The following is a 15381-nucleotide window of genomic DNA, read 5'->3' on the forward strand; positions in this document are numbered from 1 at the left end:
AAGACTAAAAGGAATATTCCAACTAATTTGACCAATTTGCATAACTTGGCGTAAGAAGAAAAATCATACCTCGACAAATCGAATCTACTCATACTTAATCCTCCAAATATAAACTTCATACATTCGGAATCTATAATATAGCATTGATATGGCTTAACGCTTTTGCCAATGAAATGCTATAACAAAATGTCAATCACCTTTTAGAGGCTTCTTTTATTTTCCGGAGGCATTGCGGCGCGGGAAAATTTAAGAAGTTTCTCTTTTACCAAATAATTTATAGTGTTCTTTGGAAAATTTCCATCCTTTTTTATCTTTCCTGCCTTCATTCCTGTCAAAATTTCGATTCCCTCTTCGATGTGGCTTACGGCATAAATATGAAATTTGCCGTCTTTTACATCTTCAACTATTTCATTCTTGAGCATCAGGTCATCTATATTTTGGACAGGTATCATCACCCCCTGATTGCCTGTCAAGCCCTTAATTTTGCAAATATCGTAGTATCCTTCAATCTTCTCATTGACTCCCCCAATGGGTTGAATAACACCCTTTTGATTCACTGACCCTGTAACTGCAATTCCCTGATTTATAGGGATACCTGAAAGGGCTGAAAGAAGGGCATAAAGCTCAGTACTCGATGCGCTGTCTCCATCTATGCCGCTGTAGGATTGCTCGAAACAAATGCTTGCATAAAGATTGAGGGGCAGGTCTTGTGCATACTTTTCCTGCAAATAACCTGTCAAAATCAAAATTCCTTTATCGTGAGTATTACCACTAAGCTTTGCTTCTCTCTCAATATTTACAACTCCCTGCCGACCAACTGAAACTGCTGCAGTAATCTTTGAGGGTTTACCAAAGGAATAAGCACCCATATTGTAAACGGCCAAACCATTTACTTCACCAACCTTGTAGCCGTCGACATCAATGATTATGATGCCCTTTTCTATCATCTCCCTGAGACGCATCTCCGTTAGATTGTGCCTTTCAATCGCGCTGTTTATTGCTTCTTCGATATGACTTTCAGCAATCATCTTGTCTCCACTTTGCTTTCTCCAATAATCTGCCTGCAATAAAATATCTTCTATCTCGCTGAATCTTGTAGTAAGTTTTTTTCTGCCTCCTGCCCTTCTCACGCCATATTCAATGACTCTTTCGAGGGCATCGGTGCGGATTCCTGCCAATTCTTTTTCTTTGCATACCTTTGCAATTACAGATAGGAAAAGTTTTATGTTGCGGTCTGTCAAATTCATCCTTGAATCAAATTCAGCTTTTATCTTAAATATCTTTTTAAAATCATCTTCGTAGTTGTATAGAATTTCATATATATCCGCTTCGCCTATCATTATCACCTTTACATTCACATCTATTGGCTCAGGCTTGATAGCAAGAGATTCGACTTGAAAAAAAGAAGAAGGAGGGAGTATTTCAAGCTGTCCTGTTTTCAATACTCTTTTCAATAATGTCCAAACCTGCGGATCCATAAAAACATCGCTTGCATTTAAGACTAAATAACCGCCATCTGCTCTCAGTAAAGAACCCGGCTTTATCTTTGTAAAATCACTGTAAATTGCCCCTGTTCTTGTCATTTCCTTTTCAATAGTCCCAAACAATGTTGCAACAGTCGGCGAGGATTCAATTATTATGGGACATTTCTTCTGTTTTGAATTATCGATTAGAAGATTGACTTCATACTTGACGAATGGATTTGCTATCTGGTCATCAAAGGGTGATGATATAGTGCCGTCCAATTGTATCTTCTTTTCACCTGCGCTCTTGAAGATTTCAATTTCCTCCAATATACTCTCTCTTACTTCGTCGAGGTAGTTGGATACTCTTTCTTCTTTGAAGTCTTCTTTAATATCCTCAAGAAAACTATCTATCAGATTGATACAGCTTTCTCTTTCAACATCTTTCAATTTTTCAACCATCTCAAGATTAAGGCTATTAACCTTTTTATAGATTTTTCTAAGGTCGTTTTTCAAATCTTCATATATTTTCTGCATACTCTCATACTTATTTCTGGCAAGTTTTCCTTCAGCAATAAGCGCCTCTGCATTGGCAAAAGGATATGCCTTATCATCTACAAGGAGCAAAATGTCAGGAACGGTAATTTCTCCAACCTGTACCTGGCCAATTACGAACCCATTTTTCTTGACCTTTTCTTCAAAGACAGTCACGATTTTTCTTTCTTCTTCCTGATAGCTCTTTGCAACTGCCTGTTTCTTTTTTACTATATCTTCCGCATCAAGTATCTTCGATAGATTTTTCTTAAGGTAAGTAATAAATCTCGACATCGATTTGGCAAACTTTTTCCCTTTTCCAACAGGCAATGTTATCAATCGAGGATGGTCTGGAGAACTAAAATTATAAACATACAGCCTATCATAAGATTCATTACAATGAGGATTTATCTTTTCGAGAATCTTTCTAACAGCTGTCCTTCTGCCTGTCCCTGTCAAACCTGTAACAAAGACATTGTAGCCCTGACCATAAAGCTCAAGTCCAAGTTTGAGCGCTTTGATCGCCCTATCCTGTCCAATTGTCCCTTCAGGAGGTTCTAATTTTTCAATACCTTTGAAATTACTTCCTTTGAGTTTGCATTGCCACCTAAGTTTTGAAGGCGGAACAATAAATTTCTTTGCAACAGCCATTTTTTTCTCCTTATTATTTCCTTCATTATCAAAATCATAATGACATAACAATCGATATTGTCGATATTTTTATTTTTTTTATCAAAATTATCAGTTTCATCTACAAAACAAAATGAACTATTTTGACTATCTAATTCGCCCATTTCCAATCTTATTTACTCTCTATAATTTATTTTCTTTATTCTCGATAGATATTCTATATAAACTTCAAAAGTTATAATCATAAATTTCTTCAAATTCTTTAAGCTCTTCGTGATAGAATAAATTTTATAAAAGTAGTAGAAGATTTTTCTTTTTAAGGATTAAAAAAAATGTATTTGATTTATGAAATTTTCATCTGGATATTTTTTACTGTTTCCTCACCTTTCTTCATTTATAAATTTTTTACAACAGAGAAATACAGGGCGGGATTGAAGGAAAGACTTGGATTATACAATTGGAAGAAGATTCAAAAAACAGAAAAAAAACGCATATGGATACATGCGGTATCTGTAGGAGAAACAATGGCTGCGTCTTTTTTGGCTTCCCAACTGCATAAAAAAATCCCTGACTGCGAAATATTCTTTTCCACAACAACTGTTACAGGACAAAAAACTGCACAGAATAGGGTAAAGTGGGCTCACAAAATCTTTTATTTCCCTCTTGATTTTTCTTTTGCAGTTAAAAGAGCTATCAAGCAGGTAAATCCTGATATCTGCATTTTGATTGAAACAGAGATTTGGCCCAATTTTTTAAGGATATGCAAAAAAGAAGGGATTCCTATAATCATTGCAAACGGCCGTCTCTCTGAAAAATCCTTCAAGGGCTATAAAAGATTAGGACCCATAATAAAAAGAATTTTACAGGATATTACCCTATTTAGTATGCAAACCAACGCAGACGCCGAAAGGATAAAACGATTAGGCGCTGCAGAAGACAGGATAAGAGTAGTAGGAAATATAAAATTCGACCAAGCACTTGCATCTTCAAAAACTGTAAAGAAAGAGGAAATTCGTAAAAAGTTCAATATTCCAACGGATAAATTCATTTTGCTTTTTGCAAGCACACATAGTGGGGAGGAAAAAATATTGATTCCTCTCTTTAAGAAACTTAAAGAAGAAAAAGAAAACTTATTTTTGATAATAGCACCACGCCATCCTGAAAGATTCGATGAAGTAGCATCAATTATCGAAAAGGAAGGAATGAGCTATTTGAGAAGGACCAATATCGAAAACAGCAATAGTAATGCTGCTAAAGGATATGATATTCTTCTTCTTGATTCTGTTGGAGAACTTTATATGCTATTTAGTGTATGTGATCTCGTATTTATGGGAGGTTCTCTTGTCCCTGTTGGAGGACATAACCTTCTCGAAGCTGCAGTTTTTGGTAAACCAACGGTTTTTGGTCCCCATATGCACAATTTTAGAGACATAGCTTCAATCATAATTTCAAACAAAGCAGGTTATCAAGTTTCCAATGAGAAAGAACTAATTCAAATAATGAAGCATTTTATCGACAATCCAACAGAGCTTTCTGAGGCAAGCAACAACTGCAAGCTCATATTTGATGAAAACAGCGGAGCAACGGATAAAAATGTTGAAATTATCAAAGGACTGATTCTATAGAAATGTCTTCATATAGAGATTACTATCTTTCAATAGTTGAAGGGAAGAAAAAAGAAATTGACGCCAATATAATCAGATTTATCCTTTTGCCTCTATCCTTTATTTATTCATTTTTTCCCTTTCTCAAAGAGAAGCTCTATCAGACAGGAATCCTCAAATCAATTAAATTGGATGTGCCTGTTATATCCGTTGGAAATCTGAGTTGGGGAGGCACAGGAAAAACTCCTGCCGTCATAGAAATATCTAATATCTTAAAGAAACACTCAATAAACCATTCTATCATAAGCAGAGGTTATGGCAGTAACTCACAAAAAAATAGAGCTTTAATCGTATCAGATAGAAACAAAATATTGGAAAAACCGCCTCTTGCATCAGACGAAAACTATCTTTTAGCTTCAAAGCTTTCAGGAATTCCAATCATACAGGATAGGGATAGAATTCGCGCCGGCAGGTTGGCAGTCAAAGAATTCGAGACTAAAGCAATCATTTTAGATGATGCATATCAGCATCTTAAAGCTGATAGAGATGTAAATATACTTCTTTGGGACAGCAGAGTGACGCCTCAAAAAGCATATCCCATTCCCGCAGGCACATTGAGAGAGAGAATCAGCGCAGTAAAAAGGGCAGATGCCATAATTCTCACAAAAACAAATCAGAAAGGAAGCCAATATGAGCTTTGCAGAAATTTCTTTGAAAAGCTCTGTCCTGATAAAAGAATTTTCACTGCTTCCCATAAAGCCGTAGAAATCAAAGAAAATGACAATGATGATAGTGAAATACAATATGATATGGAAAGCATAAAAGGGAAAAAAACAGTTGGCTTTTGTGCTATTGCTGACTGTGATTCCTTCAAATCAACTTTGGAAGAATTAGGTGTTGAAATTTGTCAATTTTTCCCATTTCGGGACCATCATTTCTTTTCAGAGAAGGATATTTCAATTCTAAGTAATGCTTTTCAAAAGAACAAAGCTGATTTTCTTATTACGACAGAAAAGGATGTTTCAAGATGCGGTAGTCTTCTTAAAAAGGCAGGGAGAGTACTTTATCCTGTAATCTCCTTTAAAATAAATGAAGAAGAGGAATTTGAAAAATTCATAATTTCTAAAATTTCCCCTCTTATTTCTTGACCTTTATCTTCAGACTCTTTGAAGCGCTATTCGCAGAATTGTTTCTATCTTCTGCTTCCACAGTGAATTTATATTTTTTACCCCTTGTTTTCCTCTTTGGTTTACCTTTTATTGTGCCATTTTTAGTAAGCTTTAAACCTGAGGGAAGTTTCTTTTTTACGACTGTCCAAATATATTTTCCACTACCTCCTTCGGCTTTTAATTTTGCCTTATATTTTTTCTTTATATGAGCTTTCGGAAGCTTGGTTGTAAGTATTGTAATATTATTCGACTCAAAGGTTGCAGATATCGTATGGTCCGACAAAATAGACTCAAACTTGTATGTCTCAGCAACATCGACTTCACTGCCGTCTACAAAAAGTTTAGCAATATGATATCCATCAGAAGGCGAAATTGTGTAACTTTGCATAGCATTATGGCCAACTTTAATAGCACCTGAGGGAAATATTTCTCCATTCGCCCCTGCTGTCGATGTAATCGTTAGAAGATTGTCATAGGAAAGGGCTTTTACAGCATCAGGGATTCCATATCCTAAACCGCTGCTGCTGTTTGGGGAATCTGCATTGCTCGATGTTGTTATAATTGCTTCTCTCACTGCTGAATAGGACCAATCAGGATGAGCTTCAAGAAGTAGTGCCGACAATCCTGCAACTATGGGAGTCGCATATGAAGTGCCGTTTTTATAGGCATAGCTATTCATTGAAGAGGAATAGGCTGTATAGACATTAACACCCATAGCTACGATTTCAGGTTTAATTCTTCCATCATCGGTATCTGTCTTAGCGCCTCCCCAAACATTTCCTTGCGAATCAACTCCCCCAACTGCTATTAGATATTTTCCATCAGCAGGTGCTTTAAGACGCTCATTCCCAACGGCATTTACAACGAGCATTCCTTTCTCAGCTGCTATGTTTGCCGCCTTTGTTACAATTGCTGTCTTGCCATCGAGCTTTCCTTCATATGAAATCGGGGTCTCGCCTTCGTCAAAATCATAATAAGCCAAAGATGAGCTCACAATATCGGCGCCTTTATCATATGCCCATTCAATTGCTTCAAGCCAATAATCCTCTTCAGTATGGGTTTCAGATTCATTAACCTCTGTTTTGGCAAGCAGGAAATTTGCCCCATATGCTGACCCTATGAGCTTCCCCTCTTTAAAACCTCCAACAACAGACAACACTCCAGTGCCATGCAATTCTTGGTCATATATACCAGTGGGGTCACCGCTTTCGTTTGCCGTTTCATTGTCATCATTGATAAAATCTCTTTCTGCCAAAATCGTAGTACTCATCAAAGCTTCATGGTCGTTTGTAAAGCCCGTGTCTATGACACAAATCGTGACACCTTTTCCTGTATAACCCAGATTGTGGAGCCCTGTGACATTGACTTGTGACAATTGAGTCAAGGAGTTGCCATAATCGAGTGTATTTTGAGAAGCACTTATATCGTTACCTGCGAAACTATCATTATCTTTTTGAAAGATTTTGAAACTTGGTTTTTTTTCATCCTTTTGCACCCTTCTGATTATTTTTACTTCTTTTACAAACTTCAATTTCTTAATCTCTTCCAACAAATCAGGAGAAGCTTCGATACTTATCCCATTCAACCATTTAGTAACAGCTCTTTTTTTTGCTCCAAGTTTCTCAATCTTCTCAATGTATTTATTCCTTACAGGGATATCTCTAAAATCAAAAAGGTTCGGGCTTCCCAAATATCTTTTTCTTCCTGCTCTTTCCCTTAAAAAATCCTTTCTCTTCTTTCTTATATCATTCTTGCTAATATTACCTTTGTCTGTAAAAAATACCCATGCAATCACCTTTTGATTGGATTCAGCAGAATCAGCTAATGTAAGAGAGATAGAGAACAAGACAAAAAATAATGACAGAAAAAGAACTTTGACAAAAAAAGGGGCTATCTTTTCTTTGTAATTCTCTTTTTTCATAAGAAATAACCGATAAACTTCAAATAAGAGTATTTCATAAATTGGATATCAAATAAATAAAAAAACATCAATTACATCTATGAATTTTCAATGGAGAAAGGACAAACCAATCAATGAGAAAGGTCATCGAGCCAGCCATCTTCTTTGTTGATTCTTCTTCTAAACAATTTGCCTTGATTTTCAGGATTCTTAGCTTGATGGTACTTGAGATAAATATAGCCGTCCATAATTCCTAAAATCTCTATTTTCCCTGTTTTATGCGACATAACATATCTAAAGCGTTTACTGTAGCCATCAAGCATCGATTTTGCCTTTTCAACGATTTCATAACCGCGATACAAAGGCACTTGGAAATGCTTCTTCACCCGCTTTACCGGCCGACATTGGAACAGATAATACGGGATTACTCCAATCTTTATCAGTTTTGTGTTCAAATCTGCAATAGTCTCTGGATTATCATTGACCCCCTTTAGAAGGACTGATTGGTTGCTGACAGTTACCAATGCATTTTTCAACAGGTCAATCGCTTTTTTAGATTCACTGGTAATTTCTCTTGGATGATTAAAATGGGTAGTTATATAAACTCTTTTAAATTTTGATGCAGAACTTCTCAAAACAGTTATCAATTCATTATCTTTCGTTATTCTGTGGGGTAAAACAGCAGGTATCTTTGTACCAATGCGAATAAAGTCTATATGCGGGATAGTGCTGATTTTTTCCAAAAAATGTTTTATGATATTTGTTGGCAATGTCAATGGATCTCCACCGCTAATTAAAACATTGTTAATTTCTTTATGCGCTTTTATATAATTGACTGCTTCAGAAAATTTCTTCAGAACTTCGTCTGAGGACAATCCCACCATTCTTTTTCTGAAACAGTACCTGCAATAGTTTGCACATTTAACAGTCGCCAAAATCAGGGCAGTCTTTTCATATTTGTGTTGAAGTCCCTGCATCATCGTATTCTCTTTTTCTCCGCTTGTGTCATAGGAACCAAGAAGATGGAGCTCTTCTTCCGATGCAACAGCCATTTTTCTAATAGGGTCATCTATTTTGTCAGGATTCATAAGGGATAAATAGTAACGAGTAATCTTCATTGGATGGCGGGCAATTACTTGTTCAATCTTTTTTATGTCCGATTTAGGTATATAAATATATTTTGAGAGCTTTGATAGCGAAGTAATGCTCTCATCAAGTTCTTTTTTCCATACAGCTCTTTCCATAAATTTAGTCTCTAAAATTGAACAGTTGCTGAAATCACCATTTACTGTGTAAGAGGAAAAAATATCTAAAAAGAAATAGGAAATATCAATATGTTAATAAAAAAATTTTTGTTTTTTGTCTATAAGTTATTTTCTTTCTTTACCCTGCAGTCCTTTCTATCTTCCCTGCCAATCCAATTCGAAACAAATGAATTCTTCAACACTATAATAAATCGTCCAAAAAAGGAGAGAGTCAGCATAAAGGCATAGAAAAAAACCAATATGCTTCTCATATCAGGATAAAAGGAAACTCCAAAGATTTTCTTTATTCCAAAATAATCAGCAAATACTGCAATCATCATTCCAACCAATATACCTATCTCATTGATCGTAGCACCTGTTGAAGGCCATAATCTAAAAGCCCAAAGAAAATAATTCAACAAACTCGACTCCTTCTGCTTCTTATTTTGTTCAAAGAAGGAATTTTCATTTTTTGGAAAGTGAAAATTCACTCTCTTTCCCTTAAACTTTCCATAAATCGTTTGTTGGGCTGATGTAAAAATCATCTTATTAAAATGGTAAAAGGTTGCAAAAAGTACTCCTGCCACAAGAAGAGGAAGTTTTTTGTGTTCAAGATAAAGACCTGCCGAAAATCCACCCATAGCGCAAAAACTTACAATGTGATGGCTGATAGCATCTAAAAAAATTCCCTCATCGGAAAATTCATTTCTGCATCTTGCAATTTCTCCGTCAACACAGTCTGAAAGATACCAAATTTGAATCGACAAACTGCCTGCAATTGCTGTAATCATAGATGGATAAACATATAAAATCCCTCCAATGACACCAAGAATCATACCTACAAGAGTCACGGTATTCGCGCTAATAGATGTCCTCAAAAGCAGAGAGGAAACATAGGGTGATATTCTCCTCATTATCAGCCATGCATAAAACTGTTCATCCTCTTTCTTTTTTTGGCAATTTTCTCTTATGTATTTTGCTGTAAAATACATATCGCCTTTAATCCCAAAGGTTATTCACAATTTCCACTGCTTGTCTTTTCTTGATATTCTTTTTTTCGAGAATCGTATATCTACCGGGACGAGTTTGCGGCGCATAACAGACCGCCTCAACCAACTGTGTTTTAGTGAGGCCTATCTCCTTTGGATGGACAGGAAGTCCCACCAATGAAAAAAATTTCCTCATCTTCTCATAGTCACCGCCCTGCAAATAAAGAGAAATCAAAATTCCAAGAGCAACTTGTTCGCCATGAAGAGCTGGAGAGTTGAAGAGTGCATCGATTGCATGGCTGATTTTATGCTCTGAACCGCTGCAGGGTCTGCTGTTGCCTGAAATCTCCATAGCAACACCGCTCAATATGAGTCCTTCCACTAATCTAATGATGAAGTCTTCGGTAAAATCTATCTTAGAACTTGCATAGTTGTTGTATGATGTATAAATCGAGTTGGCTGCAGTGTGAGCTACAATAGCAGCATAGTCATCGTATTCTTCCATACCTTTTTCTGCCGCCAACTGCCAATCCCTTACTGCTGTTATGTTTGAAAGTAAATCGCCAACGCCGGAAGATGTGCTTCTGGCTGACGCTTTTTTTACCAAATAGAGTGGGACAAAGACTCCTTTTGGAATGGCCGCCCCAAGACTTAGAGTCTTATTGCCGTCTTTGATAATTGCTACCGGTGAGGAAATCCCATCGTGAGAGACTTGAGTTGGAACACTAAAAAAAGGAATTTTCGATTTTGAAGCGCCCAATTTTGCCACATCAAGAATTTTTCCACCGCCTGTGCCTATTATCAATTCAGGTTTGTATTTTTTTGCAAAGTCAGCCAAATCCTTCACAGTTGCCATAGAATTGGCTTCCAATACCAAAAGCTCGCCTTTTCTTCTTTTTGAAAGTGAATCAAAAAGCTTTTTAGCCACTCTTCTCACACTTCCTCGCCCTGAAACAATTAGAAATCGTTTATAGGAATTCTGACACAAGACCTCGTCAATATTATCTGAAAGTTCTTTGAAAGAAGAGGCAAACCTTAAATGAGAAGGGACTGAAATTTTTCTAAGATACATTTCTATGAATCTTTTCCTTAATTTCTTTTATGATATTTTTTGCCTTCTCCAAATCGTCAAAATCATCTACTTCTGTCCAAACCTTATTTTGTGTAGAAACGAAGCCAAGATTTATTTTTGGACAAACTCTGTGAAGAGCATCCTCATAATACTTGTCGTCTTCACCATTATAAAGCATTCTTTCTGCTTCCTCAAAAAAAATCTCCCTCCCTTTTCCCTTTAAATGGAGAATTCCTATGTATTCTCCAAAACTTTCTGCAGGGGGCAGCCATTTGCCTATTTCAACTATCCTTCCTGTAGTTTTTTTATCGAGCTTTACCTTCATTTCTTCTTCAGCAAGCTTTTTATAGTTGTCCACTACTAAAAAGGACTCATTCATTTCATCGATGGCGGAAACTGCACTTTCAAGTATATCAGGATGATAGAGAATATCTGAATTGAGAAGAAGAGTTTCATCATCAAAAAAATTCTTTGCACAATAAACAGAATATAGATTATTCTTAGTTGCATATTCTTCATTATAAATGAAGCCAAAGACAGCGTTTGTTTGTCCGAAATTTTCAACAACAAAGGGTTGTATCGTTTCTTCCCTATAGCCTGTTACAAAAGAAATTTGTTTGACTCCGTTTGCTATAAGCTGTGCTACTGAATAATAGAGCATAGGTTTCTCATCTATTTCAATGAGGCATTTTGGTTTATCTTCTGTCAATGGCATAAGTCTTTTACCTAAACCAGCTGCAAGAATAACCGCATTCTTCATATACTTTTTCCTCTTTCTTCTGATTAATTTTAGAAGGTATAGTTTGAGTCAACTATGAGTGTCAAGAAAGATTTTATTCCTCATATGAAATTGCAAGACCGATAAGCAGAGCAAGTCATTTTTCATATCTATTTAGAGAATGTGCCAAAAAATGAGTGCAAAATGATAAAATTGAACGAATTTTGTTCTTGTTCTATTCCTTATATTCAACTTTCAAAATTTCATACTCATAGATTCCCCCCGGGGCGTTGACTTTAACGACATCTCCCTCCTCTTTTTTAAGAAGCGCCCGGGCAATTGGGGAAGTTATGGAAATTCTTCCTTCCTGAATATTTGTTTCATATTCTCCTACTAATGTATAAACTCTTTTCTCACCTGTCTGGACATTTTGAAGGTGCACGGTGGCGCCAAACATTACAACATCAGAATCAATATTTTCTACATCTATTATCTGCGAGTTGGCTATAGCCGCCTTTAATTCAGCCATTTTTCCCTCTATGAATGCTTGTTTTTCCTTTGCTGCTGAAAATTCAGCATTTTCACTAATGTCACCGTGCGCCCTCGCTTCTGCTATATCTTTCACATTCTGAGGCCTTTCAACCTTTTCCAAATATTCAAGTTTCTTAAGCAATTCATTATAGCCCCGTCGTGTAATTGGTTTTCTCATAAAATACTTCTCCTTTTAAAGTAACAATGGATTTACCAAATATTCCTTTGTCAAATTTGGAATTTCTCTTGTATCACAAAATCAAGATGTTGTCCCAAGATATTGTTCTACAATCTTATCTGGAACATCAATCATTTTGATTTCCCCTTTTTCAAGCCATATTGTCCTGTCGCAAAACTCTTTGATTAGTGACATATCATGCGAGACAAAAACAATAGTCTTACCCAAGTCAACGAATTCCTTAATTTTGTTCATACACTTTTTCCTAAATTCAGCATCTCCAACGGAAAGCACCTCATCAACAATAAGGATATCTGCATCAACATGAGCTGCAATTGCAAAACCAAGGCGCGCTTTCATTCCTGAAGAATAATTTTTAACCTGAAGATCAAGAAATTTATGAAGGCCGGCAAATTCGACTATTTCATCAAATCGTTTACGCACTTCCTCTAACTTCAGCCCAAGTATTACTCCATTCAAGAAAATATTTTCTCTTCCCGTCAATTCAGATCTAAATCCTGCCCCGAGCTCTAAAAGTGCAGAAACGGAACCATTTGTTTCAATTTCACCTTCATCGGGGATGAGAGTGCCTGCTATCATTTTAAGCAATGTACTTTTACCTGCACCATTTCTGCCTACCAATCCTACGATTTCACCTTTTTTCACAGAAAAGGAGACATTTCTCAGCGCCCAAAAATCTTCTTTCTTATCAGAAAATCTAAACATCGTCAGCACCATTGAACGCACTGAGCCTGCCTTTTGCTTTACCTTATGATTCAGAATAAACTTGACGCCAAGATTTTCTGTCCTTATAGCGATATTGTTATCCATAGCCCTATATGAACTTTAACATTACTCTTTCATTTTTAATGAAGAAATATATTCCTGAAAAATAAATAAGAGCAGTTATTGCAACAGCTTCAATTATATAATGAAAATCAGGAAAAGAATTGCCGAGCAATACTGCGCGGTAAGATTCAACAACAACAGCCATCGGATTCAACATATATATATCACGAATAGACTCCGGCACTTTTGCTGCTGGATATATAACCGGAGTCGCATAAAACCAAAACCTCATAAAAACAGACTGCAAGCGCTGTACATCACGAAAAAGTACATTTAGATTAGAAAGGAAAAGATTTATTCCATAGATAAAAAAGAATTGCAGGATAAGAATGCAGGGGAAGAATACCAAATTCCCTGTTAGATTGATTTTGTAATAAATTATGAAGATAAAGAGCACGGCAAGGCTCAAAATAAATTCAATCATTCTCGATATAACATCAGCAAGCGGGAATATTTCACGGGGCATCTTCACTTTTCTAATGAGATTATAATTTCTCGTCAAAGATGATACTGCCGTTGTTGTTGACATCTGAAAAAAGTTCCACGAAAGAATACCTGTAAGCAAAAATACAGGATAGTTTTCAACCTTGAATCTAACTACAATAGAAAAAACAAAAAGATAGACAAGCATTGTCAGAAGCGGCTCTAACAGAGACCAAAAATATCCAAGGACAGAACCCATATACTTTTCTTTTAAATTGGAGACAACGATTATTCGCAAAAGGTCGCGATACTTTGTAATCATCCTTATTCTGCTTAAAATTGAATCTTCCATAAGAAATTCTTCTTTAATTCGTAAGATTTAAAAATGATATATAGCTATCACTTTTAAAATAGATTTTATAACAGTAAATTAATTTTCAGTCAAAAAGCATTTCAATTCATAGGAAGGAATAAAATTTACTGAATGTAACCAAGTGATTTTAAAACATCTGTCTTTTTCTTTGACATCTTTCCCTCATATCTTGGAGCAGGAGGATGTTTTGCTTTCCAATCATCGAGCTTTGCTAAAAGGTTCTTAACAACATCAGGATATTTTTCTGCAAGATTTGTCTGCTCGAGCCTATCATTGATAACATCATATAATTCTATACCGCGAACATCATTTACGATTAGCCGCCACTTCTTAGTAGTTACTGCATATTCAGGTGCATTGACAAAAGCAATGGGATGTCCCTGATAGTCTCTCTTCTGTTCAAACAGAGCATCTTTGGGAATGTAATCCTTACCGAATAAAAGAGGAGCAAAACTTTTACCCTCATAGTTAAATTTTCCCCTCTCTTCCAGCAAATCGAGGATTGTTGGAGCTATGTCGACACTTTCGACAAGGTCATCAAAGATTTTTCCTGCAGGAATTCTCCCTTCCCATTTAATAATTAAGGGAATATATACCTCGCCAAAGTTTAATGTTTCGCCATGGTCAAAAACAAAATTTAATTTCTCCTGCATTTCTCCCATCACATCGCCATGGTCTGCAGTAATTATTATCAATGGAGGTTCAGAAGTAGAAGGTATTTTTGATTCGACGTATCTAACAAGTTTAGTCACATATTCATCAGTAAATGCAATTTCACCATCATACATCGAAACTGTATATTCCATCTCTTCAGGAGAATATTTGTTCTTATCTTTGATAAAAGACCTCTTCGAAGGTCTTGTCTCATATCCCTTGAATCCGTTGTTGAATCTTGAACGATAGGGCGCAGGCGGGATATAGGGCCAATGAGGATCCCAAAAATGGACAAAGAGTAGAAAGTCCTTTTCATAGTTATTGTCAATCCAATCTTTTGCACGCTTGTATGCATACTTTGCCACAAAGATTTCCCTTCTCTTTGATCTGTGCTTTCTCGTCCTTGGATAACTTTCAAAATCAAATTTTGGCCAACCCAATTCCTCAGATGAAAAAAGAGTACGGCTTGTTATGGCTGCGGTGGTAAATCCGCGTTTCTTTAGCCATGAATGCAAAAAATTGAGATTTGGATTTGTAACTTTGTCTCCATTCTTTCTCAACCCATGAGTGCGCGGATAAGTGCCTGTAAAAATCGAGGTATGTGAAGGTTCTGTAGTAGAGATTTCGCTATAGCAGTTTTTAAAAACTACACCTTCAGATGCAATTTTTCTTAATCCCGGAGATGTCTCCTTATTGTAATCGTATCCTTTGACACTCAAATGGTCAGCTCTTGTCGTATCCATCGTTATCAGGAGAATACGCGTATGTTTCTTAGCGGCTTCCTCATCTTTATTTTTAATTTCATAATATCCGGCTACGAAATAAGTTGACAGTATGAAGGAGCTTAAAATGAAACAAAAAAAAGCAAATCCAAATTTCTTTTTCATTAGAGCGCGTGGCAACAAAAAGAAAAAGCATATTGTAATAATGGCATATACAAGAGCATCTAAAAAACTTATAGTACCATAGGGCTCAAGTTTTATGAAAGCAGTCTGTTTAAAAAGGAATGAAAATGTAAGAAAAGCTGATGCAGGAAGGAAAAGATAAATC

Annotated in this window: 12 protein-coding genes; 2 read left to right on the top strand and 10 right to left on the bottom strand. The window is 36.2% G+C overall.

The window, feature by feature from the left end; translation table 11 throughout:
* Positions 1 to 200 precede the first annotated feature (200 nt).
* A complete protein-coding gene (locus D6734_04590) occupies positions 201 to 2648 on the bottom strand; it encodes an ATP-binding protein (GenBank protein RMF95982.1) in 2448 nt (815 codons plus the stop codon).
* Between the two features lie 311 nt (positions 2649 to 2959).
* Between D6734_04590 and D6734_04595 the strand changes: the two genes are divergently transcribed.
* Positions 2960 to 4252, top strand: coding sequence for a 3-deoxy-D-manno-octulosonic acid transferase (locus tag D6734_04595; GenBank protein ID RMF95983.1), 1293 nt, complete (start codon positions 2960 to 2962; stop codon positions 4250 to 4252).
* 2 nt (positions 4253 to 4254) lie between these two features.
* Positions 4255 to 5379, top strand: coding sequence for a tetraacyldisaccharide 4'-kinase (gene lpxK, locus D6734_04600; protein ID RMF95984.1), 1125 nt, complete (start codon positions 4255 to 4257; stop codon positions 5377 to 5379).
* Here lpxK and D6734_04605 read toward each other — a convergent pair.
* The 9 genes from D6734_04605 to D6734_04645 all read right to left on the bottom strand — a co-directional run.
* Positions 5369 to 7321, bottom strand: coding sequence for a hypothetical protein (locus tag D6734_04605; GenBank protein ID RMF95985.1), 1953 nt, complete (start codon positions 7319 to 7321; stop codon positions 5369 to 5371). The two genes, lpxK and D6734_04605, sit on opposite strands and share 11 nt — an antisense overlap.
* Before the next feature lie 110 nt (positions 7322 to 7431).
* Entirely contained in the window at positions 7432 to 8544 is a 1113-nt protein-coding gene (locus D6734_04610; protein ID RMF95986.1) for a KamA family radical SAM protein, read from the bottom strand.
* Positions 8545 to 8663: 119 nt separating this feature from the next.
* Positions 8664 to 9536: a CDP-alcohol phosphatidyltransferase family protein gene (locus D6734_04615; protein ID RMF95987.1), complete on the bottom strand. Its 873-nt coding sequence runs from the start codon at positions 9534 to 9536 to the stop codon at positions 8664 to 8666.
* 7 nt (positions 9537 to 9543) lie between these two features.
* Positions 9544 to 10605, bottom strand: coding sequence for an iron-containing alcohol dehydrogenase (locus D6734_04620; protein RMF95988.1), 1062 nt, complete (start codon positions 10603 to 10605; stop codon positions 9544 to 9546).
* Complete coding sequence (locus tag D6734_04625) at positions 10595 to 11365, bottom strand: phosphocholine cytidylyltransferase family protein (protein ID RMF95989.1); 771 nt, start codon at positions 11363 to 11365, stop codon at positions 10595 to 10597. The genes D6734_04620 and D6734_04625 overlap by 11 nt, the downstream gene beginning before the upstream one ends.
* Before the next feature lie 193 nt (positions 11366 to 11558).
* Positions 11559 to 12032: a transcription elongation factor GreA gene (gene greA, locus D6734_04630; GenBank protein ID RMF95990.1), complete on the bottom strand. Its 474-nt coding sequence runs from the start codon at positions 12030 to 12032 to the stop codon at positions 11559 to 11561.
* An 81-nt stretch (positions 12033 to 12113) separates the two neighbouring features.
* Positions 12114 to 12863: an ABC transporter ATP-binding protein gene (locus D6734_04635; GenBank protein ID RMF95991.1), complete on the bottom strand. Its 750-nt coding sequence runs from the start codon at positions 12861 to 12863 to the stop codon at positions 12114 to 12116.
* A gap of 4 nt (positions 12864 to 12867) precedes the next feature.
* Complete coding sequence (locus D6734_04640; protein RMF95992.1) at positions 12868 to 13656, bottom strand: ABC transporter permease; 789 nt, start codon at positions 13654 to 13656, stop codon at positions 12868 to 12870.
* Positions 13657 to 13781: 125 nt separating this feature from the next.
* Positions 13782 to 15381 (bottom strand): hypothetical protein (locus tag D6734_04645; GenBank protein RMF95993.1); only part of this gene is annotated, 1600 nt, incomplete at its 5' end.

The sequence above is a fragment of the Candidatus Schekmanbacteria bacterium genome, from assembly GCA_003695725.1.
Classification (GTDB): domain Bacteria; phylum Schekmanbacteria; class GWA2-38-11; order GWA2-38-11; family J061; genus J061.